General features: G+C 66.5%; 21 protein-coding genes. 10 read left to right on the plus strand and 11 right to left on the minus strand.

Annotated features, from left to right (window positions below):
- Positions 1-41: 41 nt before the first annotated feature.
- Together ON32_RS22795 and ON32_RS22800 are read left to right on the plus strand one after the other, a co-directional pair.
- Entirely contained in the window at positions 42-500 is a 459-nt protein-coding gene (locus ON32_RS22795) for a GyrI-like domain-containing protein (RefSeq protein ID WP_040793033.1), read from the plus strand.
- Positions 501-525: 25 nt separating this feature from the next.
- Entirely contained in the window at positions 526-951 is a 426-nt protein-coding gene (locus ON32_RS22800; RefSeq protein ID WP_040793034.1) for a GyrI-like domain-containing protein, read from the plus strand.
- A gap of 100 nt (positions 952-1051) precedes the next feature.
- Here the strand turns inward: ON32_RS22800 and ON32_RS22805 are convergent, their stop codons facing one another.
- The 4 genes from ON32_RS22805 to ON32_RS22820 form a co-directional block, all read right to left on the minus strand.
- Complete coding sequence (locus tag ON32_RS22805) at positions 1052-2167, minus strand: inositol-3-phosphate synthase (protein WP_051133580.1); 1116 nt, start codon at positions 2165-2167, stop codon at positions 1052-1054.
- The gene (locus ON32_RS22810) at positions 2160-2720 is read right to left on the minus strand and encodes a PadR family transcriptional regulator (RefSeq protein ID WP_040793035.1); all 561 of its coding nucleotides are present in this window, start codon (positions 2718-2720) and stop codon (positions 2160-2162) included. The genes ON32_RS22805 and ON32_RS22810 overlap by 8 nt, the downstream gene beginning before the upstream one ends.
- 166 nt (positions 2721-2886) lie before the next feature.
- Positions 2887-3693 carry a DUF1707 SHOCT-like domain-containing protein gene (locus ON32_RS29695; RefSeq protein ID WP_040793125.1) on the minus strand — a complete coding sequence of 269 codons (807 nt, stop codon included), beginning with the start codon at positions 3691-3693 and terminating at the stop codon, positions 2887-2889.
- 5 nt (positions 3694-3698) lie between these two features.
- A complete protein-coding gene (locus tag ON32_RS22820; RefSeq protein WP_040793036.1) occupies positions 3699-4562 on the minus strand; it encodes a DUF1707 SHOCT-like domain-containing protein in 864 nt (287 codons plus the stop codon).
- A gap of 266 nt (positions 4563-4828) precedes the next feature.
- On the opposite strand from ON32_RS22820, the gene ON32_RS22825 reads away from it, so the two are divergent.
- The 3 genes from ON32_RS22825 to ON32_RS22840 all read left to right on the plus strand — a co-directional run bounded on the left by ON32_RS22825 (position 4829) and on the right by ON32_RS22840 (position 10135).
- Positions 4829-5248 carry a DUF5318 family protein gene (locus ON32_RS22825; RefSeq protein WP_174361663.1) on the plus strand — a complete coding sequence of 140 codons (420 nt, stop codon included), beginning with the start codon at positions 4829-4831 and terminating at the stop codon, positions 5246-5248.
- A 363-nt stretch (positions 5249-5611) separates the two neighbouring features.
- Positions 5612-8194: a transglycosylase domain-containing protein gene (locus ON32_RS22835; protein WP_245551258.1), complete on the plus strand. Its 2583-nt coding sequence runs from the start codon at positions 5612-5614 to the stop codon at positions 8192-8194.
- Between the two features lie 180 nt (positions 8195-8374).
- On the plus strand, positions 8375-10135 hold the full coding sequence (locus ON32_RS22840; RefSeq protein ID WP_373284361.1) for a glycosyltransferase family 87 protein: 1761 nt from the start codon (positions 8375-8377) through the stop codon (positions 10133-10135).
- Here the strand turns inward: ON32_RS22840 and ON32_RS22845 are convergent.
- Together ON32_RS22845 and ON32_RS22850 are read right to left on the minus strand one after the other, a co-directional pair.
- Positions 10132-11745: a TerD family protein gene (locus ON32_RS22845; protein WP_040793037.1), complete on the minus strand. Its 1614-nt coding sequence runs from the start codon at positions 11743-11745 to the stop codon at positions 10132-10134. The genes ON32_RS22840 and ON32_RS22845 overlap by 4 nt on opposite strands.
- Positions 11746-11764: 19 nt before the next feature.
- Positions 11765-13141 (minus strand): TerD family protein, encoded by a 1377-nt coding sequence (locus ON32_RS22850; RefSeq protein ID WP_040793038.1) that lies wholly within the window; start codon positions 13139-13141, stop codon positions 11765-11767.
- A gap of 221 nt (positions 13142-13362) precedes the next feature.
- Here ON32_RS22850 and ON32_RS22855 point away from each other — a divergent pair, with 221 nt between their 5' ends.
- The 3 genes from ON32_RS22855 to ON32_RS22865 are packed head-to-tail and all read left to right on the plus strand — an operon-like array spanning position 13363 to position 15443.
- Positions 13363-13986 carry an AIM24 family protein gene (locus ON32_RS22855; protein WP_040793039.1) on the plus strand — a complete coding sequence of 208 codons (624 nt, stop codon included), beginning with the start codon at positions 13363-13365 and terminating at the stop codon, positions 13984-13986.
- Positions 13987-13989: 3 nt separating this feature from the next.
- A complete protein-coding gene (locus ON32_RS22860; RefSeq protein ID WP_040793040.1) occupies positions 13990-14682 on the plus strand; it encodes an AIM24 family protein in 693 nt (230 codons plus the stop codon).
- On the plus strand, positions 14679-15443 hold the full coding sequence (locus ON32_RS22865; RefSeq protein WP_040793041.1) for an AIM24 family protein: 765 nt from the start codon (positions 14679-14681) through the stop codon (positions 15441-15443). The genes ON32_RS22860 and ON32_RS22865 overlap by 4 nt, the downstream gene beginning before the upstream one ends.
- A 38-nt stretch (positions 15444-15481) precedes the next feature.
- On the opposite strand, the gene ON32_RS22870 is transcribed toward ON32_RS22865, so the two are convergent.
- The 4 genes from ON32_RS22870 to ON32_RS22885 are packed head-to-tail and all read right to left on the minus strand — an operon-like array spanning position 15482 to position 21432.
- The gene (locus tag ON32_RS22870) at positions 15482-16336 is read right to left on the minus strand and encodes a haloacid dehalogenase (RefSeq protein ID WP_040793042.1); all 855 of its coding nucleotides are present in this window, start codon (positions 16334-16336) and stop codon (positions 15482-15484) included.
- Entirely contained in the window at positions 16333-18978 is a 2646-nt protein-coding gene (locus ON32_RS28185) for a phosphoribosyltransferase (protein ID WP_245551246.1), read from the minus strand. Before ON32_RS28185 ends, ON32_RS22870 begins: the two co-directional genes overlap by 4 nt.
- A gap of 11 nt (positions 18979-18989) precedes the next feature.
- Positions 18990-20201, minus strand: a complete 1212-nt coding sequence (locus ON32_RS22880) for an HpcH/HpaI aldolase/citrate lyase family protein (protein ID WP_051133583.1) — start codon at positions 20199-20201, stop codon at positions 18990-18992.
- A gap of 25 nt (positions 20202-20226) precedes the next feature.
- The gene (locus ON32_RS22885) at positions 20227-21432 is read right to left on the minus strand and encodes a hypothetical protein (RefSeq protein ID WP_040793132.1); all 1206 of its coding nucleotides are present in this window, start codon (positions 21430-21432) and stop codon (positions 20227-20229) included.
- A gap of 172 nt (positions 21433-21604) precedes the next feature.
- Here ON32_RS22885 and ON32_RS22890 point away from each other — a divergent pair, with 172 nt between their 5' ends.
- Together ON32_RS22890 and ON32_RS22895 are read left to right on the plus strand one after the other, a co-directional pair.
- Positions 21605-22180, plus strand: a complete 576-nt coding sequence (locus ON32_RS22890; protein ID WP_040793043.1) for a TerD family protein — start codon at positions 21605-21607, stop codon at positions 22178-22180.
- Positions 22181-22385: 205 nt separating this feature from the next.
- Positions 22386-23492, plus strand: coding sequence for a DUF475 domain-containing protein (locus ON32_RS22895; protein ID WP_040793044.1), 1107 nt, complete (start codon positions 22386-22388; stop codon positions 23490-23492).
- An 85-nt stretch (positions 23493-23577) separates the two neighbouring features.
- Here ON32_RS22895 and ON32_RS22900 read toward each other — a convergent pair whose 3' ends face one another.
- The gene (locus tag ON32_RS22900; protein WP_040793133.1) at positions 23578-24540 is read right to left on the minus strand and encodes a DUF389 domain-containing protein; all 963 of its coding nucleotides are present in this window, start codon (positions 24538-24540) and stop codon (positions 23578-23580) included.
- Between the last annotated feature and the right edge of the window lie 86 nt (positions 24541-24626).

The following is a 24626-nucleotide window of genomic DNA, read 5'->3' on the forward strand; positions in this document are numbered from 1 at the left end:
GCTCGAGCGACGACAAATGACGAGACATAGGGGCTACGCCGGTGGATTTCAATGTCGTTGAACGCCCGGAAACGCTGGTGGCGGGCATGGTGTTGCGCAGCCCGGCACTCGCCGTGGAGGGACCACGCCGCGCCAAGGTGGAGCAGGCGTGGAAACGCAATCTGGCCCGGTCCTTACCGGGACCACCGGCCAGCGCGTTCATCGACCATGCGCCGGAGATCAACTCCTACCTGACCCATATCGTGGGCTATCGCTGCCGCAGCATCGACGATCTGCTGCCCGGTGATGTGCTGGCCCGGATACCCGGGGGCCGGTTCGCCCGATTCACCCTCAGCGGTGACAATCTGGGGGATGTCATCGTCACCGTCTGGCGAGCGATCTGGGATGCCGAAGCCGCCGGTACTCTGACGCGCGCTTATACCGGCGACTACGAGCGCTATCCCGACACACGCACGGTGGAGGTCTTCGTGTCCTTGGCCGATGAGCCGGTGACCGGGTAACACAGGGCAACAGGTAGGAACAACCGTGGACTTCGAAATCGTCACCTTGGACGAATGCCTGATCGCCGGCCTGACCGTCCCGCTGGCCGGCCGCGAGGTGTCCGCCCGCGACCTGGACCTGGTCAACTTCACCTGGGACCGCTACCTGGCCCGAGGAAAGAACGCCCCCCGGGTTGCCGCCTATATCGAGCAGAACGACCATGCGGTGGCCGTGCTCGGATATCAGATCGAATCCCTCGCGGATATGGACCCCGGCGATGTGCTGACCCGCGTACCCGGCGGCCGCTACGCCAGGTTCGTCGTCACGGACAAGCCCTACGATCTGCTGCGCACGGCCTGGGCACAGGTTCGTCGGGCGGAGAGCGCGGGCACCATCACCCGTTCCCACACCGCCGAACTCGAACGCTATACCGGCCCGACCTCGGTCGAGGTGTACGTCTCCCTGGACTGAGCCGAGCCGCCGCCCGGCGCACGAGTGTCCGGCGGCGACCCTATCCCATGAAAAACGGGAAGGCCGGTCGGCGGTACCGACCGGCCTTCCCGTCAAGGTCTCACCCTTCGACGATGAAGGCCTCCAGCTCGGCGCGGGCCACATCGTCGGGCATCTGCTGCGGCGGCGACTTCATCAGGTAGGCCGAGGCCGGGATGACCGGTCCGCCGATGCCGCGGTCCTTGGCGATCTTGGCCGCGCGCACCGCGTCGATGATGATGCCCGCCGAGTTCGGCGAGTCCCACACCTCGAGCTTGTATTCCAGGTTCAGCGGCACATCGCCGAAGGCACGACCCTCGAGCCGGACATAGGCCCACTTGCGGTCGTCGAGCCAGCCGACGTGGTCGGACGGGCCGATGTGCACATCGCCCGCGCCCAGCTCCTTCTTCAGGTTGCTGGTGACGGCCTGGGTCTTGGAGATCTTCTTCGACTCCAGCCGCTCCCGCTCGAGCATGTTCTTGAAGTCCATATTGCCGCCGACGTTCAGCTGCATGGTGCGGTCCAGCTGCACGCCGCGGTCCTCGAACAGTTTGGCCATCACGCGGTGGGTGATGGTCGCACCGACCTGGCTCTTGATGTCGTCACCGACAATCGGCACACCGGCCGCGCGGAACTTCTCGGCCCATTCCGGATCGGAGGCGATGAACACCGGCAGCGCGTTCACGAACGCGACACCCGCGTCGATGGCGCACTGGGCGTAGAACTTGTCCGCCTCTTCCGACCCGACCGGCAGGTAGGAGACCAGCACATCGACCTCGGCGTCCTTGAGCGCCTGGACCACGTCGACGGGCTCGACGTCGGCGAGCTCGATGGTTTCGGCATAGTACTTGCCGATGCCGTCGAGGGTCGGGCCGCGCTGTACCACGACATCGAGCGGCGGCACATCGGAGATCTTGATGGTGTTGTTCTCACTGGCGAAGATCGCCTCCGACAGGTCGAAGCCAACCTTCTTGGCGTCCACGTCGAACGCGGCCACGAACTCTACGTCGCGGACGTGGTAGGGGCCGAATCGCACATGCATGAGGCCGGGGACCGTGGCGGTGTCGTCCGCGTCCCGGTAGTACTGCACACCCTGGACCAGCGAGGAGGCACAGTTGCCCACACCCACGATGGCGACGCGAACCCGAGTGTTGTTATCAGCCCGCTCGACGCCGGCTGTGTCCGATCCACTACTCATGGCCGATATTTCCCTCTTTCTGTGGTGTCGCCTTCGTCGATTGCTCCGCCGCAATCAACTCGTTGAGCCAGCGCACTTCGCGCTCGCTTGATTCGAGTCCGAGTTGATGGAGCTGACGGGTGTAGCGATCCAATGAGCCGCCGGCCTTCTTGATCGCTTCCCGCAGCCCCTCTCGGCGCTCCTCGACCTGACGCCGCCTGCCCTCCAGGATCCGCATCCGCGCTTCCGCGGGGGTGCGGCTGAAGAAGGCGAGGTGGACGCCGAAGCCGTCATCGGTGTAGTTCTGCGGTCCGGTATCGGCGAGAAGTTCGTTGAATCGTTCCCGCCCGGCCTCGGTCAGCGTGTAGACCCGTCGAGCGCGCCGGGTCGTGGTCGCGCCCTCGGGAACCTCCTCCACGATCAGTCCGGCCGCCTGCATACGCCGCAGGGTCGGATACAGCGATCCGTAGGAGAAGGCACGAAACGCTCCCAGCAGGCCGGTCAGCCGCTTGCGCAGCTCGTATCCGTGCATGGGCGCTTCCAGGAGCAGCCCGAGAATTGCCAGTTCGAGCATCGGGCTTCACCTCCTGACTTCTGTGCAGACCTAACCAATGGATGCGATTGCCCACTATATCGGGGCGATATAACCATGCATAGTGCTTCCTGGGTCACTCCGAACGCGCTACGGCATCACCGCAGGTCGAACGGATGGTTCGACCGAGACCCCGATATCGACCGACTCAGCGGGCCGGAAAGATCGCCAGTGGTTTCCCGGCCGGGGACACCACCATATGACCGGTGGACCCGGCGGAATTCTTCACGAAGATCTCGACCACGGGCCCCTCCTCGAGGGGCACGGCGAGCTCGTAACCGATACCGATGTGATCCACCGTGCCGTCCGGCACTCGCGTGCTCTCCGGCGCGCCGGCCAATAGGCGGGCCAGCACCGATACATCGATGGTGCCCAGATCGATCGGCCGGCCGGCGGCCCAACTCACCACCGAACCGGATACTCGCTCGAATTTCTCGTCGGCATAGCGGTAGAGAATCGGCTGCTCGGTGACCAGATCGATACGCTGCACGAGCGCGAAGTCCGGATGCGCCGAGATGGTATCGACGACGGTATCGCCGAATGCCTGCCGATAGGCGTCGACCAGAGCCGTCAGACCGGGCCCCGTCACCGGACTCGGCCCCTTCGGCGACGGAGACCGCTCGGCCACGGGCGCGGCCCGCGCGAGCTCGGCCGTCGGAGTGTGCAGCGCGCCCACCGTCGCGCCGAGCACCGCGGCGGCCGTGATCACCGCGAGCGCCGCCCACCAGCGCCTACCGGACCGCTCGGGACGCGCCGAGGCGAACACCGGCTCGGCCGCCACCTGCAGATCGGCCACCAACTCACGCAATGCGGCGAGGGTAGGTGCTCGCATCGCCGTGGTGGTGCGTTCCGCGTGTTCGTCCGGGGTGAGTTGGCCATCGGCCAGGGCACCGTCGAGCAGACCACAGATCTCGACCCGATCGCTGTCGCGTGCCCGCAGCTCACCCCTCGCCATCGGGATCACCCTTCGAATTCGTGCACGCTCAACACCCGACCGCTCGGATCGAGCCGGATATACCCCGATTCCCGGAAGGTGTTGTCCACGAATATCGTCACCGTGGGCACCCGAGCGCCGAACAGACCATCACAGCGCACCTGGATATGGTGCACGGTTCCATCAGGAACGCGGGTCGTCACGACCACGTCGGCGAGTGCGGCGCCGAGCGCCGGGATGTTCACCGCCGCCAGATCCACGGTCGGCGTACCGACCTTTCGGGTGACGAGCCCGCCGGATTGCCGAAAACCTCCCCGGTAGTCGTAGCGGGCCGGCCGGTTCGGGCGGTCGGTCGGCGCACGCGAGATCGACCCGTGGTCGGGATACAGCAACACCTCGTCGGCGACGGTATCGCCGAATTCGAGGCGGTAGGCCTCGATGAATTTCGCCACTCCCTCCGCGGTCACCAATGCAGGGGTACCCACCACCAGCGGTTCGACCGGGCCCGGTTCGGGCGGCGGGGTAACCGGCCGCTCGACCGCGGCAGGCCGCTCGGGTGGTGGCTCCGGCACCGGACGAGCAGTGACCGCATACGCGCCGTAGGCGGCCGCCAGCGCCGCCACCGTGACCGCCGACAGATACCAGCGACTCGGAGACGATCGCTTTCGAGCCGGCATCGGCGGCGCAGCGACCTGCTCGGGCACTCCTTGGAGATCGTCGGTCAGGGCGCTCAGTTCGGCCAATGTCCGCGCCGACCGGGCGCGCGCCTGTCGGTCGTGGTATTCATCCGCCTCCAGCTGCCCTTCGGCATAGGCGGTGTCCAGCGCGGCGGATGTGTTCGCCCGATCGATATCGCGCGCACGCAACCGGTCTCGCGCTGGAAATGACACGGTCGAATTTTACTGCCACCGAGAATTTTCCCGTTCGCGGTTGATCGAAAATCCAATGCCGACCGGTACATTCGGTCATCCGATAGTGCCCTTGTCACACATGGGCCATTTCCACATTCGATGTGTGACCCGGCACACCGGGGTTTCCTCGCACGTCGTGGGGGCATGATCCGCGAAAACCGGATACCGCGGCGATGCCGACACCGGGTACGCTCCGGTTCCCGGACGCCGGGCTCGGGCGAGTCGAATTGGACACGGCTACTCTGGTGGGCGTGCTAATTCAGCGGCAAGTGGTCGACTACGCGCTCCGGCGCCGGTCGCTGCTGGCTGACGTCTATGCGGGCCGTGTCGACGTCGCCGAAGTGTGCGACGCCAACCCCTATTTGTTACGTGCGGCAAAGTTCCACGGCCGGGGGAGTGAGGTCACATGTCCCATCTGCCGGAAAGAACAGTTGACGCTCGTATCCTGGGTCTACGGCGACGGCCTGGGGCCCGTCGCGGGTTCGGCACGCAGTCCCGAGGAGTTGACACGATTGGCCGAGACCTGCGAAGAGTTCACGGTGCATGTCGTCGAGGTATGCCGAACCTGTAGCTGGAATCACCTGGTGCAGTCCTATGTCCTGGGGAAGACTCCCACCCGGCGACGTTCCGGCCCTCGGGTGAACAGGCGCACCGCCGCGGAATGACCACCCCGCCTTCCACCCGTCGGGGGACGGGTACGCCTGCGGCGGGTACGGAAAGACCGGCCATCCTGACCGATACGAGCTTTGGAGAACCTGGCAGTGAATCCGCCCTACGAGACCCCCTCCGGCGATAATCCGCACGGTGGACGCCCGCAGCGCAGTTCACATCCCGGTCGGGAACCACAGCGGCCGGCGCCGCCCCGCGGGGGACCACGGCCCGAAATGGGGGCACCTCGTCAGGGCATGGGCGGACGTCCACCGGTACCCGGCGGCCCACGACCGGGCCCGAACGGTCCCCGTCCCGGCCCCGGTGGTCCACGACCGGCCCCGCCGACCGGCGGAAATCCACGGGTCCCATCGCAGCGGATGGGTCCGCCACCCGGGCGTCCACCGGCCGATCAGCGAGCGCCCCGCCCCGGGGAACAAGGCACCCAGAAACTGTCCCGTTCGGAAGCGATGCCTCCGGGCCGCGCCGGCGCGACCGGACCGCGCCCGGTAACGGCGCGTCCCGGCCCCACCACCGGTGAACGCCGGGCCATGCACCCCGGCGAGCGCAGGCCGGGTGCCACCGGAGCACGTCCGGCGATGGACCGACCCGGCCGTCCCGGAGCGCCGGGTGGTCGTGGCCCCGGCGGGCCGGGCGGACCCGGTGGCCCGAACCGACCGGGCGGACCCGGTGGTTCCGGACGCGGACCGTCGGGACAGAAGAAATTCCCCTGGAAGATCGTGCGACGGGTCGCCTATGTCCTGGTGGCATTGGCAATCGTGGTCCCGAGCGTGCTCTTTCTGATCGCATACTCCACGGTGTCGGTACCCCAGCCCGGCGATCTCAAAACCAATCAGGTGGCGACGATCTACGCGGAGGACGGGGAGACGGTGATCACCAAGGTGGTTCCCCCGGAGGGCAACCGCACCGAGGTGACCATCGATCAGATCCCGCCGCATGTGCGCAATGCCGTGATCGCGGCCGAGGACCGTGACTTCTACAGCAATCCCGGTTTCTCGATAACCGGTTTCGCGCGAGCGGCTCGGGACAACCTGCTCGGCAAGGAGAGCGCGGGTGGTGGGTCGACCATCACCCAGCAGTACGTCAAGAACGCGCTGGTGGGTGATGAGCACTCGCTGAACCGTAAGCTGCGCGAGCTGGTGATCTCGGCGAAGATGGCCCGCCAGTGGAGCAAGGACGAGATCCTCACCGCCTATCTCAACACCATCTTCTTCGGCCGCGGCGCCTACGGCATCGACGCCGCCGCCAAGGCGTACTTCGGTAAGCCGGTGCAGGAGTTGGACGTGGCGGAGGGCGCGGTGCTCGCGGCCACCATCCAGCTGCCGTCGCTGCTGGACCCGGAACAGAACCCGGAACACGCGAAGTCACGCTGGAACTACGTGCTCGACGGTATGGTCGCCGAGGGCAACCTGTCCGAGGCCGAGCGCAAGAGCCTGCAGTACCCGCAGGTGGTGCCGGGAGCGACGGTGGGTGAGCAGACCTCGAGCACCGGCCCGGAGGGACATATCAAATCCCAGGTTCTCGGGGAACTGGCCGAGGCCGGCATCAGCGAACAGCAATTGAACACCTCGGGTCTGCAGATCACCACCACCATCGACGCGAAGGCGCAGCGGGCCGCCCTCGACGCCGTGCACAAGAACATGGAAGGTGAACCGGAGAACCTGCGGACGGCGGTGGTGTCGATCGATCCCCGTACCGGAGCGGTTCGCGCCTACTACGGCGGCGAGAACGGTTACGGCTACGACTTCGCCAATGCCGGTCTGCAGACCGGGTCCTCGTTCAAGGTGATCGGCCTGGCGCAGAACCTCGAGATGGGGATTCCGCTGTCCCAGATGTACGACAGCTCACCCCTCACGGTGAACGGCATCAAGATCACCAATGTCGAGGGCGAATCCTGCGGTATGTGCACCATCGCCGAGGCGCTCAAGCGATCGCTGAACACCAGCTTCTACCGCATGCAGCTGGATATGCAGAACGGCCCGCAGAAGATCGCCGATATGGGGCACAAGCTGGGTATCCCGGAGGAGATCCCGGGTGTGGGCAAAACACTCACCGAACCGGACGGCTCCGGCCCCAACAACGGTATCGTGCTCGGCCAGTACCAGGCCCGGCCGCTGGATATGGCCTCGGCATACGCCACACTGGCCGCCTCCGGCATCTACCACAAACCGCATTTCGTCTCGAAGGTGGTGACCTCCGACGGTCAGGTGCTGCTCGATCGCGGTGAACCGGCCGGCGAGCGCCGGGTTTCGGCCGCGGTTGCCGACAATGTCACCGCGGCCATGGAGCCGATCGCGGCCTACTCGCGCAACCACGGTCTGGCCGGGGGACGCAAATCCGCGGCCAAGACCGGCACCGCGCAGCTGGGTGACACCGGAGAGAACAAGGACGCGTGGATGGTCGGATACACCCCGTCACTGTCCACCGCGGTCTGGGTGGGCACCACGGACAACTCGCCGCTGCGCAACTACGGCGGCGCGATGATCTACGGCTCCAGCCTGCCGTCGGATATCTGGAAGGACACCATGGACGGCGCCCTCGAGGGCACGCCCAACGAGAACTTCCCCAAGCCCGCGCCCATCAAGGGCCAGGCAGGTGTCCCCAAGTGGACCGCGCCGTACAGCCCGTCGTCGACGGCCGCCCCGGCGCCATTCGAACCGCCGGTGGTGATCGAACCGAGCCAGATCGAGATTCTGCCCGGTATCACCATCCCGGTTCCGGGCGTACAACCCAATCCGCGCAGCCGCCAACCTCAACAGCAGCAACAGCAGGACGAGGGGCCGTTGCCCGGCCAGCCGATAGCACCCCCGGACGGTTCGATGCCCACGACCGGGCAGCGGCCCGGGGTGAACTCGTACGAGTCCGAACCCGAGGACGAGGGCGACGACAGCGAGTACGGGACCGAGGACGATACCGGCAGCGCGCCGACATACAGCCGCTGACCCGTAACGGAGCGAGGCCGGAACCGTGTGCACGGTTCCGGCCTCGTCGTTCGATACAGGAATATCGGGCAACCGACATCCGGTCGGTCCCCTGCCTCACTCCCGGACATGCGTCCGGGACAGGTACTCTCGAGTGCCGTGAGTGAGCAGCGATCGGTGGGCGGGCCGACCGGCGGACCGATTTCCACCGATGGACCGCTGCGGCGGTCCGGGTCAGTCCGCTACACCTCCCCCGGCCCGCTCGCCCCCGACCTGCGCTCGGTGGACGCTCGGGACAAACCGAGTCGCAACGATTCACTGACGGCGCAGCTGTCTACGGTGATCGGCGGTCCGGTGGGTGATCACGCCCTGATCGGACGCGCCGGCTTCTGGACGCCCATGCGGGTGCTCCTGGCCTTCGCCGTGGTCTTCCTCGCGCTCGGTTGGGCCACCAAGGCCGGCTGTATCCAGCAGACCACCACCGATGAGGGTCTACTCACCCTCGACTGGAGCAATGGCCGTCAGTACACGGCCATGTGTTACTCGGACACCGTGCCGTTGTACGGCGCGGAGCGGCTGAACGAAGGTGCCTTCCCCTACAAGAAATCGTGGGTGGAGGAAACCCCGAACGGCGATTTCGAGGTCCGGTACATGGAGTATCCAGTGCTATCGGGTCTGTACCAGTACCTGTCGATGCTCATCGCCAAGAGTTGGGACGCGGGACCGCTGCCCGGAGCGCTACAGGTGGTCATCTATTTCAATGTGGTCGCCGTGGGTCTGGCCGTCGCTTGGCTGATCACCGTCTGGGCATCGGCGCTGCTGTCCGGGCGACGGGTGTGGGATGCCGCGCTGGTGGCGTGTTCACCGCTGGTGATCGTGCACGGCTTCACCAACTTCGACGCCCTGGCCACGGCCTGCGCCATGCTGGGCCTGCTCGCCTGGGCCCGGCGCCGACCGGTGGCGGCCGGTGTGCTGTTGGGGCTGGGCGGGGCGGCCAAACTGTATCCGCTGCTGCTGCTCGGCCCGATTCTGGTGTTGTGTCTGCGCGCCGATCCCATGCATCGCACCCCCAGTGCATACACGGGAACCCGGATCGGGGATATCGACGGATTCGGCACCATGCTCGCCTGGCTACGGGAAACCCCACAGCGGGTGCGCCTGCTCGGCGGCCGTCCCCTCGGTGCCGCGGGCCTCACCGTCGGCGCTGCGATGGGGACCTGGGCGGTGGTGAACCTGCCGATCGCGCTGCTGTATCCGAACGGTTGGCGAGAATTCTTCCGGCTCAACACCACTCGGCACGCGGATCCGGACTCCCTCTACAACGTGATCACGTCGTTCACGGGTTGGACCGGTTTCGACGGCCCGCTCCGATACGGGGAAACACCGACCATCCTCAACACCGTCTCCCTGCTGCTGTTCGTCACCGCATGCGTATCGATCGCCTATATCGGCCTCACCGCACCGCGGCGGCCCCGTCTGGCGCAGCTGTGCTTCCTGGTGGTCGCGGCATTCCTGCTGACGAACAAGGTGTGGAGCCCACAGTATTCACTGTGGCTGGTGCCATTGGCGGTGCTGGCACTGCCGCATCGACGGATACTGCTGGCGTGGATGACGATCGACGCGCTGGTCTGGGTGCCGCGCATGTTCTACTACCTGGGCACCGACCGTAAAGGGCTACCCGAGCAGTGGTTCACCGGCACGGTGTTCCTGCGAGATCTCGCGGTGCTGGGACTGTGTGTGCTCATCATCCGCCAGATCTACCGCCCGGACACGGATCCGGTGCGTAACGACGACGCCGACGATCCGGTCGGTGGCATCGTCGAGGACATGCCCGACCCACTGCTGCCCTGGTTGCCGGAACCGCTACGGCCGCGGCTGTCTCCCGATACGCACTGGATCGGTACCCGCGCGGCGCCCAACGCGACGGGTCGGATGGGCGCCGCCCACAACGGCACCGGCTAACGAGCGCGCAGAAATCTGACCTGGCGTTCCGGCTCCAGCGGCAACAGATCCAGGTCCAATTGCCAGGCGTTATCGGTCCACGGATCGAACAGTGGGGTCCCCGCGACCGTGGGCACATGCCGACAGGAGCGCGACAGCGCAGCGATCATACCGTCGCTCGAATCGGATTCGTTGGTCCCGACGATCACCGTGGACAGCCCGATCAGCCCGCCACGCATCAGCAGCATCCCCAGACGCTGCACGTCCAACGGTTGATAGCCGTGGGGGAAATCCGCCGCCACCAGGATGCGATGTTGCGCCGGCGGCGCGGCGGCGCCGCTGTGATACGCCATCTCCGCGAGTTCGGCGCTGTCCACCAAGGTCTGCAATCGGGCCGAGATATCGGAGTAGTCGGTGACCGGGGGTTCGCTCAGGACCGGGGTCAACCATTCGACCAATCCACCGAAGGCGCCGGTGAGGTCGATGAGATCGACAACCGACCGGTGCTGCGGCGTCGCCGCCAACAAGCGCGCCAGCAGCGCACCGACCACTGGAGTGACAGCGCCCGACGAATCGGTGTCGATCCACAGCGGGCGGTTCAGCGGTACCGGAACGCAGTAGGGAATCCGCAGCGAACCCCGATCCATCGCGTACAGCTCGCCGAGGCGGATACCGTCGGCGGGGACGGGGGGACGATCCCAGGCGGGGGACTCCCAGGACGCCAGCGACGGTGGCAGCACCGTATCGGCTTCGGCCAACTCCCGCTGCAATTGGGCGCTGTCACGCTGGTGGTTGCTCTCCGCGGTGGCGATGAGCTCGTCGTAGCGCTGCTGCGCCGCGGCCCGAGCGGCCTCGGCGGCCGGGGTGTTCCGGGTCGTCGGATCCGAGACCGCGGCCGATAATTCCTGATCGAGCCGTTTGGCCGCATAGGAGCGGGCGGATTCGAACGCGGCCGCGGACCGGGCCGCGTCCTCGAAGATCATCCACAGCCGTTCCAGGCCGTGCTCGACCTCGAGCGGGGGAGCCTCCGGGCCGTTCGGGGGCGTACCGGGGGCGGGCGTCGGCTGCCCCGCGGAGCCGGACGTGGGGGAGAACGCACTCGCGGTCGACGCACCGACGTCGGATTGCGCCCCCACGGTACGACCGGCCACGGCGGGTGCCTCCGACTCCGCCCCGTGGGTGCACAACAGTTCCGAGAGACCGCCCGCATATCCCTGTCCGATGGCGCGCAGTTTCCAGCCCTCACCCCGCCGATACACCTCGAAACAGATCAGAGCCGTTTCGCCGGCGGTCGGCGCGATCGCGAATTCGGCGATCCGCTGCTCCCCTTCGGACAGTACCGCGGTCACCGCGCCCAGGCTCGCGCCCACACCGGACGTGACGACCAGCAGGACGGCCTGTGCATCGGCTCGGACCTCGGCCGGTGTGACCGTCACCTCCGTCGACCCGACCGCCAACCGCACACCCGACGTTCGGGGCCGCTGCGCCGAGACCACATCCGCGGCCGAGCCGACCCGTAGGTCGGCGTCCACCACCAGTGCCGAAACGACCAGGGGGACCGTGGCTTCCGCGCGAAAAACGACAACACCGCCGGTGAGCGGGATATTCTGCCCCGGCCGCAACTGATTCACCGTGTCGCCCCCGCCGCGCTCAGACCGTCAGGAACCGACCCAACTGGGGGATCGCCTCACCGGGATGTTTGGCATTGAATCCCTCGCCGATCGCCTGCATCTTCCATCCGGTTCCGGCCCGGAAAACCTTCGCCATCGCCATGGCGGTGAACGGCATACCGCCGGCGAGGGTGTACCGGGCGAGTTCGGCATTGCCGGCGCCGTCGACCAATCGGCAGAAGGCGTTCTGCACCTGGGCGAAGGTGTGCCCCTTGTACGAGGTCACGATGAAGATGAGGGTGTTGATATGGGCGGGCACCCGGGTGAGGTCGACCAGGATCACCTCGTCGTCGCCCTCGCCCTCACCGGTGAGGTTGTCACCCTGATGCCGCACCGAACCGTCCTTCGAGCTCAGCTGGCCGTAGTAGGCGACATCCGCCGGGTTCATATCGGCGAACATGACCACCGACGCGTCCAGGTCGATATCGACGGTGCGACTACCGAACATCCCGCGCTGGCGCACCGGATCCCAGCCCAGCCCCATCTTGACGAAGGTCAGCTCGCCGCCGTCCTCCTTGCGCAGATTGACCCGCTGGCCCTTCTGCAGGCTGACCGGCCGGTCCTTGCTGAGGTTGATATCGCCACCCTGCTGCGGCGGAGGCGGGGGAACCGGCTGGGTCGGCGGTGGGTAACCCGGCCCGCCGGGACCCGGCGGCGGGTAGCCGGCACCCTGCTGCGGGTAGGGCGCGGACGGGTACTGCTGCGGGGCGGGGTAGGCGGGCTGGGTCGGCGGCGGATAGCCCGGTCCGCCGGGGCCCGGCGGGGGCGGCGGCGGGACCGGCGCGACACCGGTCGGCGCGGGCGGTGGCGGCACGGGGGCGGTCTGGGGCGGAGCCGCCTGAGTCGAAGGCGAATCATCCACGGTGACACCGTGATCGGTGACCAGGGCGGCGAACCCACCGGCGTAGCCCTGACCGACCGCACGCACCTTCCACGCCCCCTGGCGGCGATACAGTTCGAGCGCGATCACGATGGACTCGGTGGTCAGCCCCTCGATCCGGTACTCGTACAGCACGGTGCCCGCCGGATCGGATACATACGCCATGGGCGGCGGGAACTGACCGAAGTTGCTGTTGGCATCGTCGAGGGTGATGACCGCACGCACCTGGGCGATATCGGCCGGGACCGCGTTCAGCGATACCGCCAGCGACGCAGGCTGTCCGCCGGGTGAGGGCTGCAGATTCACGCCGGGGCCGTTCGGCTGGTTGTAGAACACGAAGTCGGCATCGGAGCGGACCTTGCCCTGTTCGGTGACCAGAAGCGCGGATAGATCGGCAGGCGCCGCTACCTGAATGGAGACCACCACGTCGTTCGTGGCCAGCGGACCGTTCTGACCCTTGGCGAGTGTTGCGGACAAGTTAGACCCTTCGCTTGTCGGTGCGTACCCTGCCACTCTACGAGAAACGTGTCCCACCACGAATCCTCTTCGGGGATCGACGGAAGAACCGTCCGTCGACCAGGTCTCGACTCAGGGGCGGCTCGCGGGGTCGGTGTCCACTAGGGTGACCGGCACAGGGTGCAGCACCCGCTGCCCGAAACCCGACGAAGCCGGTGAATCCAGGACGGGCGAACTCTTTTATGGCGCAACTGTTCGAACAGTCGAAGAAGGTGGTCGAAGCCCATCTCGCGGGGACCAGTATCCGCGCGATCTCCGGCTCCATGGTCGCCTACGAGGGAAACGTGCAATTCAAGTCCGCCGGCTTCGGCGGCGGGGACGGTGTCCTGGCCGGCCTCAAACGCCGAGCCACTGGCGAGAAGCTGACGCTGATGGAATGCGGCGGCAACGGCCGGGTATTTCTCGCGGTCAACGGCCAGTATGTCAGTGTGGTGAACCTGAACAACGAGACCCTGCAGGTCGAATCACAGCAACTGCTGGCGGTCGCGGGAAATCTACGCACCGATGTCCGGTTCACCGGCCTGCGGGGCGCGTCCTCCGGGCAGGGCCTGTTCACCACCACGGTGAGCGGACAGGGCCAGGTGGCGTTGCTGTCGGCGGGCGGCCCGCTGATCCACCTGGAGGTCTCTCCTCACTATCCGCTGGTGGTCGATCCGGATGCGTTCGTCGCCGCGCGGGGCGATCTGAACCAGTCGTTCGTCACCGATATCTCCTGGCGCAGCGTGACGGGAGGCGGTTCGGGCGAGGCGTTTTCCCTGCGCTGGGAGGGTCAGGGCGTGGTATCGATCCAGCCGGCGGAACGGTAGGTCATGTTCGAGAAGGTCAACTCCAAGGTCGTCAAGGTCAATGTCGGGATGGCCGGCGGTGTGGTCGCCCGCAGCGGCGCCATGCTCTTCTACACCGGCGCGGTCACCTTCGCCCCGCACGAGATTCCCGGCGCGCACGGGATGGGCGGAGGCGGGCTGGTGCGGATGGCCGGCCGGATAATGGCGGGCGAACATCAGCGCACCATGCTCGCCCAGGGCACCGGCGAAGTGCACTACGGATTCGCCGGGTTGGAGGTGCACGTGGTGCACCTGCAACCCGGCGCCGTCCTGCAGGTCGAGGCATCCCGATTGCTGGCCAATACCGCCACCTTGCAGTCCTCGGTCGTCTCGGTGATGAGCTCGGGCGGTGGGGCGGGCGGCGGCCTGATGGGCGCGCTGCGCGGCGCCGCGTCCGGTGCGCTGACCGGACAGGGCATGTTCACCACCCAACTGTCCGGACAGGGCAGCGCGGTCCTGCTCGCACACGGCGGTTTCCTGGAACTTCCGGTGGGCGGACCGAACCCCGTCGTGGTCGACCCGCAGGCCTATATCGCCGCCTACGGCAATGTGCGGACCGAACTCAAATCGGCGCTGAGCTGGCGCGACGCCGTCGGACGCGGCGCCGGTGAAGCCATGCAGTTGCAGTGCACCGGCCAGGGCGTGGTCTATGTGCAGGCCTCCGAGGAGAAATTGTGAGCCAGATCCTCAACCCCATGACGCTCACCGAGAGCGACAATATCCCCGGCAACAGCTACGCCTTCTGCATCGATCTGAACGGCACCCCGTGGTTCATGCGCAAAGGCGCCATGATCGCCTATTACGGGCAAATGCGCTTCCACCCGCTCACCCACGGGGTGCAGGATTCACTGATGCACATGGTGGCCAATCAGTTCTCGGCGCCGCTGTACACCGGCGAGTACATGGTCGCCGAGGGCCAGGGCAAGCTGATCATCGGTGACCGCGGCTACGACATCAACTCCTACGATCTCGACGAGGGCAATCTCACCGTGCGGGCCGCCAACCTGCTGGCCTTCGAGCCCGCGCTGGCGCTGAAGCAGTCGATCGTCCCCGGTTTCCTCACCCTCATCGGCACCGGCAAGTTCCTCGCCTCGTCCAATGGTCCGGTGATCTTCGCCGAACCGCCACTGCGGGTGGACCCGGAGGCCCTGGTCGGCTGGGCCGACTGCCCGTCCCCCAGCCACAACTACGACCAGAACTGGATCAGCGGTTTCCTCGCCGCCGGGGCCGCTGCCTTCGGGGTGGGTTCCGGCGAGGAACGGCAGTTCGACTTCACCGGCGCGGGCACGGTGCTCATCCAGTCCAGCGAGAAGGTGCTCGACGACACCGAGATCGTCCGCACCATCGAGGGGCAGCTGCGTAGTGGGATAACCGTTCCCGGTCTGCAACGGCTCCAGGGCGTTATCGCGCAGCAACTGGTCGGTCAGCAGCGGGACTGATCCCACCTCGCCCGCCCCTCGACGACGGGCACCGTAGCTCAGGACGCGGCGCGCTCGTCGTGTTCGGCGGCGGACGCGGCACGGAACCAATCGACCATCTCCGCCCCCGCCAGGATTCCGGTGTGCGTGGTGATCGCAAGCCCGGGAGTGGTCCACCCGAGTTCTTCGAGTTCGCCGTGGCGAGGTCGGATCGCGCGGTCGGCGGCGGCGAGCATTTCGGCGTCCAGGGCACCATCACCGGCGGCGATGGTCTCGGCCCGCGGATCCAGGTCACCGGCGGCGATCAACCGGTCGCGCACCTCGGCCACGGCCCGGCTCTTGCACACGGCCAACGGCATCGTGTAGATCTTGCGACCCTGTTGGGAGGCCGACCAGCCGCGGGCCCGACACCAGTCGTCCCATTCGGCCAGGAAACCGGCCGGCACCGCCTCCGGAACGACGACCAGATAGCAGAACAGATCGTCGGCGATTCGGAATTTGCTCACCCAGTCCGCGCCGATACGCGCACGAAGTTGCGCGGTGATCTCGGCGAGTGTGGCGCCACCCGCGCGAACGGCGTCATCGATCCCGGCTCGCCACTCACGGTCCGCCACCCCGTCGACGAGGATATTGCCGCCATTGCTGGTGACGGCGTACCGACAGGGCCGGCCGGGTAATCGGATACGGGAGAACTGCTCGATGGTTCGCGTGGTGGTGGGAAGAACCGCTGCCGCACCGGACAATTCACGCAAACCGGCGGCGGCGGTCGTCGTCATGTACGACAGCGGCGCACCATCCAGGTATTCCACGCATACGGTGTCGGCCGCGGCGACGGCCCCGAACGCGTTGTGGGAGTAGATCATTGTGCGATCCAGGTCGGTGGCGACGAGCAGCCGCGTGGGGAAACCGGTCATGGCCGCAATTCCTTGATCAAACCCATACACGAATAGGCCAGATCCGGAACGACTTCCACCGGCACACCACGTGCCTGGGCCAGTAACCGGATATGCGCGTGCTCGGGTGCGTCCGGTTCCCGAACCAATACCCGCCACGGCACCCGGCGCAACAGCACACGTGTCGTCTCGCCGACCCCCGGCTTCACGAAATTGACGCTCTGCAGACCGTATTCGGCCTGTATTCGCTCCACCGAGGCCCATCCGGCCCAGGTCGGCGTGCGGTCACTCGAACGGATGACGGCGACCTGATCGGCGACCTGATCGCGTATCTCACCGAATGCGGCCGATACGATCTCGATCAACCGGAGCGAGACATCATCGGCGGCCAGGTGTCGATAAAACTTCGCGCCGTGGAAATCTCGGGGCCCGATGAGTTTGCGATTCAACACGGTGCGCGAAACCAGTCCGGAGACCGTCGAATTGAGACAGGCCGAGGCAATGAGAAAATCATCGCGCGTGCCGTAGGTGCGCACGCATTGCCCAGGGTCGGCGAGTACGGCGAGATCGTCATCGAAACGAGCGCCACCTGCGGCATGATACGAATCCAGTGCCTGGGAGAGCTCTTTCGTAATGGCACCCTTACCGGTCCAACCGTCGACGAATACGGCAGAGGTCGGATCATGATGGCGGGCAATATAATCCAGGGCAACCGCATCGATTCCTCTATCCCGCACGATGGATATCGAATAATGCGGGATATCGAGTGCCCCCCGGGCGCCGTATCCGGTGGCCAACCAGCGGCGCATGAGAATCCCGACCGGAGTCCCGGCTCGCGCCAACGACACCAACACGATATCGGCACCGCGTTCGGCGACAACGAGTTCCGAAACCGTTGCGACGGCAAGAGCCAATCGTCGCGCGCTCTCGGCGAGCACTCGGTCGAACAAGGCCCGATAGGCGGCATCCGGTTGATATTCGATGGGCAGTGATTCCGCGTAATGCGCCAGACCCGCCTGAATCTGCTTCTCCCGTTGAGCGGTATCCGCTTCGAGATCCACATCGGACAGGTCTTTCAGCAGCCATGCCACATCATCGCGTGCGTAGGAACCGAATTCGGGCCCGTACAGCGGATGCGGTAGATCTCCGTTCGCGATCTGTTCGGCGCCGGAAGAATTATCGGTTGTCGCCGCTACCGAGGCACCGGTCCGGACCGCGGCCAGCCGACGTGGATCGGCACCCGGCACCACGGCGACCAACACATCCGCCCCCGCGGCGGTCAACACATCGATCAATCCGCCGTCGGCGGTCAACCGCTCGGTGTCGGCGGGGGCGTCGACCACAACGACCAACACCGGCCCGGCACCGATATCGTCGAGTACCGTTGCACCGCCACCGTTTCCCGTGATCGACCCGGCATTCACTTCGCCGTCCCCGGCCTGTGACCGTCGAATATCGCGGTCCGCCACCCCCAGGCCGTAATGGGATTCGTTCGGATCATTGTGCCGCCCAGTGGTTCCGGCGGGAGTCCACCACGCGTTGTAGAGGTAACGCGGTTGCTGCTCACCGTCTTCGGCCGCGCCGAACCGGAAACCACGCCGCAGCGGATACCCGGGTTCGTCCAGGACATACGCCGGAGACCGAGTGGTGGTCTGATATCGGGTCGGCACACCGTATTCGGTGAGCGACACCGCCAATCGCAGTGGTAGATACATGAATTCCTCGTGTCCGAGGACGATTACCGGCCGACCGGGATGGTCGGCCTCCAGCCGCTCCCGCAGCACCCGGGCGGCCACATCCACGGCCCGCTCGAATTCCACCGTGTCCGAACTCAGGAATCCATGCCTACCGCCCTCGGGCACTCCCGTCGGCCAGGGCAGCTCCACCCGTCGGCACGCACCCCGCCGGTCACCGATCGGATTGAGTTCGGTCTCGGGCAATTCCTGCACGGTCCGCGGCAACTCGTCCGGTAGATACGTCCGGCCGGAGGCCAGGCACACCGTATCGATACGAGCGCCCAGCTCGGCCGCGGCGGCCGCGAAACGCTTCCGGTCCGTCTCGGTCCGCATATCCACCAGCGACGCGAGGACATAGTGGGTGCGCGGAGTGAACGTGTGCAGCGCGCGGATCGCGTCGAGCGCCGTGGCACCGGTAGATATTTCGTCGTCCACCAGCACCAGCGGGCATTCCCCGGCGAAGACCTCGGCGGGCACGGGTTGCAGCAGGTGCGAGGTGGCGTGGGAATGTCCTTCCTCGAAGCCGGCGAACGTTACCACCTCGGGCACCCGGCGACGCGTGGAATGCAGGTAGCAGGAGGCATCGATCCGGGATGCCACACAATGCCCCAGACCGGTGGCGGTTTCGGCGAAACCCAGCACCACCGCGGTGCGCTCACCGAGCACACCGCGCACCAGATCGCCGAGCCGGTTGCCCGCGTCGAGCACCACCCGGGGATCGGTGGGCAGGTGTTTACCCAGCACCGTCGACACCAGCAGATGGGCCCGGCGCGGGTTCTTGCGCAGTCCCGGCCGGATCAGCTCCGGCACGGTCGGTTCCCCGGGGAGCGCATCCGGTGTGGCGCTCGCTCGGTACGAATACTCGTGGGCCAGTTCGATTCCCAGCTCCCGGGTGGCCCAGAACTCGGGCACCTCCGTGGTCGTCATGCTCGCCCCGCTCATTCGGTGACCAACGCCGTCAACAGATCCACGAACGACACTCCCTTGTTCGCCACACCGAAAACCCGCGCGCGCAACAGGGTTTGACAAGCCCAGCTGCGATGCGGCCGCATTTCGTTCATCTTGTTCCGATAACCGGACGCCGCGACACCACCGACATCGCCCTGCAGGATGTCCAGCGCGTCCGAATACTCCTCGTGCGTCACCACCGACAGCGCGTGCACCGCCGCCACATGCGAGGGATGGATCACCGTTTTTCCCAGGATGCCGTTGGCGCGATCCAGCGTGATCTCCCGCAACAACCCGTCCAGATCCCGACTCACCAGGTACTGGCGGAACGGCACCGCATCGGATTCCTCGAACGGCGCGGTGCGCAGCAGCGGCCGAAACATTCGCTCGTGGTCGGCGAAGTATTCCCACACCGGTCCGGTGATGACGAAACCGCTCCCGTCCGCCCGCCCCAGATAGTTGACGATATCGGCGATCACATCGGCGACCACCCGCACGTCGTAGATGGTCAGGTCACGGTCCCGGCGGATACCGAAGGTGGAGCACATATCGGTGGCGCCGATCCGCACCGCGAGTATTCGCTGCCGGTGTTCGGCCAGCAGCGCCGAGATCTGGGTGAGCTCGCGATCACGGGTCTGTCGGTGCACCAGCACCGGTGACTCCAATACCGGCATACCGTACAGCGGACGACCCGAGTGGCGCGCCGCCTCTTCCAACGCGGCAAGATACTTCGGTGCCGAGACACTGTCGAATTTGGGAAACACGAAGCCGGTCAGAACTTTCCGGCCGTCGTCGAGCCGTTCGATGATCTCGTCGACCGTATCGGCGTCGCGCACCCGAACGAACAGCAACGGATTCGCGTCCGCGCGGCTCGCCAACTCGTTCAGGGCGGCGACCGCGCGCTCCTTGGCGAGTTCCACCTCGTGGTCGGCGACGGCGTCCTCCAGGTCGATCACCATCGAACACACCCCGCCCTCGGCGCGCCGGGTGATGGTGGCGGCGAGGCCCGCCTTGGTCGCGGGCACGTAAAGGGTGGCGCCCAATCCGACCGCCAGCAGCTCCCGGTCGGCGTCATCGTCGAACGGTTCGGGCGGGCGAAGGAAAAGCATCCGCGTATCCGGGCCGCTCAGCTGCCGAAAATGCCTGCGCGGCAACGGCTTGTACAAGGAGACCGCCTGCTGAACGGCACTTCCGACGATCATGGATCCCCTCCCCAACTGTCATTCCTTATCGTTGTCCTGATTGCTTTCTCATTCGGTCCACCACGCCGGCGACGAACTCCGCCACAGTGTCCAGTTCTCGCACATACGCCCAGTAGTCGGGGTGCCGTCCGGTCAGCGAGTCGGCGATTCGGTCGAGCCGTTGTACCTGGGCGTCCAGTACCGAGCCCCACTCGTCGACCAAACCCCGGTCGACGGCCAGCATCTGTGCGTCCCGGAGCCGGAACCGTACGGCCTCGGCCCGTTCGCGCGGATTCTCGCGGACGGTCCGCAACAGGGTCAGCCGCTCGGTGACGGCGTCGACGAGTCGTTCGGCGTCGGCCAGATGGCCGCGCGCGGTCGTGATCAATTCGAGGGATAGCTCCGGGTTGTTCTCGGCCTCCGCCACCCGGGCTCCGGTCAAGGCCTCCTCCGCGGCGGTGATATGACGCTCGCTTGCGCGCTCATTGTTGGTCAGATCGGCCGAACTTGCAGCATTGAACTCGCGCAACAGCGCCGAGTAGGCGGGGCCCAGCCGTTCGGCGCGGGTACGCACCGCGGCCAGTCGGGTGCCGGCCGAGGCCACCGCGTTACGCGCCGCCGAAGCCCGAGAGGGGGCCTGCGCCAGCGCTTCCGCCAGTTGTTTGGTCATGGCGTCCAGGTGATTCGCCGCGGCCCGCCGCGCACCCGGTGAGTGCGGGTCGAGGCCGTCGAGTGTGATCACCGCCTCATCCACCGCAGCCGCGGCGCGACTCACCGAGGGGTAGCCCGCGTATTCGGATTCGGCCGCCTGCCGCCGCACCGCCGCGGCCGCGCGTTTCACTTGTTCCACCAGACCCGGTACGGCGCCGAGCACCGCCACGGCCTCGTCGAGTCGAGCCCGGTTGCCGTAATAGAACTGGTCGATTCCGCGCGATGCCTCGGTCAGCTGTCGAACCACCGCGTCGACGCGCACCTGACCGTCCGGAACCCGCGCCCCGGTGCTTGCGGCCCGATCCAGCTCTCCGGTCAGCCCCACGTAGGCCTCGGAGGCGGCGTAGCAACGAGTTCGCACGGATTCCCAATGCGGGGAAAGTCCCTCGTCGGGAAAGATCTGCTCGGCCGCGTGCACCGCCGCCTCGGCCGCGGACTGGCGTCGGTCCATATCCAGGAACGCCGTTGCCAACGCACCGCGCGCCTGTTCCAGCCACGGGTCTTCCCCCGCCCGAAACCATCCACGCCTGCGGCCTGCCACGCCCCGATCGTAGGAGAAACCGGCCGGACGGGTTGACCACCGCGGCAACCACGCCGACCGAACGGACCGTCGGGATTCTTCGCAAGTTCTCCGAATCCCTACTACTGTCATATTTCGTACCCGGCGATTCGGACATGCTGGGAACCAAGACGACTACGAAAGGGAATCCCGCATGGGTGTCAGTTTGTCCAAGGGCGGCAACGTCTCACTGACCAAGGCGGCGCCGAATCTCACCGCCGTCTCCGTCGGCCTGGGCTGGGATGTGCGCACCACCACCGGTACGGACTTCGATCTGGACGCCAGCGCGATCGCCACCGGGCCCGACAAGAAGGTGGTGTCGGACCAGCACTTCGTCTTCTTCAACAACCTCAAGTCACCCGAGGGCACCATCGAGCACGCGGGCGACAACCGCACCGGTGAGGGCGAAGGCGACGACGAGGTCATCAACGTGGACCTGGCCAACACTCCGCCCACCATCGACAGCATCTTCTTCCCGGTGTCGATCTACGATGCCGACGCCCGGCAGCAGTCGTTCGGCCAGGTCCGTAACGCCTACATCCGTGTGGTGGACCGGTCCAACGGCGAGGAGCTCGCCCGCTACGACCTCACCGAGGACGCGTCCACCGAAACCGCAATGGTCTTCGGCGAGTTGTACCGCCACGGTGCGGAATGGAAGTTCCGCGCCATCGGCCAGGGGTACGCTTCCGGCCTGGCGGGTATCGCCCGCGATTATGGCGTCAACGTCTGACGAGGGACGTCGGTAGAGTAAAGCAAGAGTAAAGCGTCGGGGGTCCGGCTATGGACCCCCGACGTAAGTGCCGGCATGATGCGGGCACGCTCGGCGGTTCGGCGACGATGCCGGCACCGACCCGGTCGCCGTTGCCGTCGACCAGGTTCTTCGCTCATGCGGCCAGGCAGCGAACACCGTCCGGCCGCCGTTAGGAAGGGTCCCCGTGGTCCTGCGCATATTCGGCTTATCGTTGGCGGTCACGATCGCTTCCCTGGTGGTGGCGCTGCTCTACGGCGGCCCGACCGCCCTGGCGCTGTGCGCGATCCTGGGCGTGCTGGAAGTCTCCCTATCGTTCGACAACGCTGTTATCAACGCCACCATCCTGCAGCGGATGAGCGAGTTCTGGCAGCGGATATTCCTCACCATCGGCGTGCTGATCGCCGTGTTCGGTATGCGGTTGGTCTTCCCGCTGGCGATCGTGTGGATCACCGCCGGACTGAACCCGGTGCAGGCCCTCGATCTGGCGCTGAACCCCCCGCCGGGTGACGCCTCCCACTTCCCCGACGGCAGCCCCAGCTACGAAACACTGCTCACCGACGCGCACCCGCAGATCGCGGCCTTCGGCGGCATGTTCCTGGCCATGCTGTTCCTCAACTTCATCTTCGAGGAGCGTGAGATCACCTGGCTGAGCTGGTTGGAACGGCCGCTGGCCAAGGCGGGCAAGCTCGATATGCTGTCGGTGGTCGTCTCCGGCGCCGGCCTGGTGCTGGCCGCGGAATTCCTCGCCTCCGACGACAACCGCTCCACCGTGCTGCTGGCCGGCCTGCTCGGCATCATCATCTACATCGCCGTCGACGGACTCGGTTCGATGTTCGACGCCGAAGAGCACGCCGAACACGCCACCGGACCGTCCGGGCTGGCGGTGGCCACCGGTAAAGCAGGTTTCTTCCTGTTCCTCTATCTGGAGGTCCTGGACGCCTCGTTCTCCTTCGACGGCGTGATCGGCGCGTTCGCCATCACCTCCGACCCGATCCTCATCGCCCTGGGTCTGGGCTTGATCGGCGCCATGTTCGTCCGTTCCATCACCGTCTACCTGGTCCGCAAGGGCACCCTGAGCGAGTACGTGTACCTCGAGCACGGCGCCCACTGGGCCATCGGCGCACTGGCACTGATCCTGCTCGTGTCGATCGGCGTTCACATCAACGAGATCATCACCGGCCTGATCGGGGTCGCGTTCATCGGAGCGGCCTTCATCAGCAGCATCCTGCGCAATCGGCGGGAAAGCGACGAAGAACTCGACGACAAGACCGAACCCACCCCGGTGGCCTGACCCTCGGCTCCTCGATCGAGCCACGCTCTTCCGCGGCGGCGGACCGAACCGGTCCGCCGCCGCGGTCGTTTCGGCGCTTCGAGTGTCAGAGCATGCGCCGCGGATGGGTGTAGGCCTTGGCCCGATGCAGCGATACCCGCGACCACACCGCGTCCTGCAGGGCCAACGTCACCCAGCCGGCCAATGCCATACCCGCCAGATTCACCACCAACTGCAAGGCGCTGCCCCAGACCGTCGAACCGACACCGAACGCCAGACCGAGGGCGATATTGCCCGCCGCGGGCACCGTGGTGACGGAGATGAACACGCCCACCATCGCACCCGATTTGGCCGAGGTCATCGATAGCACCCCCGCGGCCGCCGCAATGAGCGCCACGATGAAAGACCACTTGTCCGGGGTGTAGATGAATGCCGTCTCCGGCCGCGGGCCCGTTACCATCTCGCCAGATATCCAACCCAGCCCCCGGCCGAGCAATGCCATCAGGAAAGTGACCCCGATCGCCACCAGAAAACCCAGAACCAGCGTGCGCACCGCCAGACCGAACAGCATCAACCGGCGCCGTACCAGCGCGATACCGAGCGCGGCGATGGCTCCGAACTCCGGTCCGAGCACCATGGCACCGATAACCAGGATCTGGGAATCCACCACGATGGCGATACTCGCCAATAGGGTGGCCAGCACCATGAAAGTCAGGTAGGTCCAGTTGAATTCGGTCTCTTCGTAGGCGCGCAGGGTCACCTCCGCCCACACCACCGCATCGGCACTGGAACCGGGCGTCCGCACCTCCGCGTCGAAACCGTCGCGGGACAACCAGATCGGCACCGACTCCAACTGGATACTCCCCCGCCGATGCACCCCCAACGCCCGCAAGCGTTCGATCAGATCATTGGCCGCTTCCCGGGCCACATCGGCCACCACGAGATCACCGGCCGGCCGTAGTGCGGCACCACGCAGCACCGCCAACCCACTCACCGCGTCCTCGGCCTCCAATACCCCGACAACGCTGTCGGTCAACTCGGCAGGCGACATGATCCGCACGTGCAGCATGCGCCAAGTCTGCCCGCCGAGCCGAGCATCATCCGGATACCCGCTCAGGACGTGTCCGGCGAGCATCGGGCCCCGCGCCGCCGCCG

This window comes from Nocardia paucivorans NBRC 100373 (genome assembly GCF_000308675.1).
Classification (GTDB): domain Bacteria; phylum Actinomycetota; class Actinomycetes; order Mycobacteriales; family Mycobacteriaceae; genus Nocardia; species Nocardia paucivorans.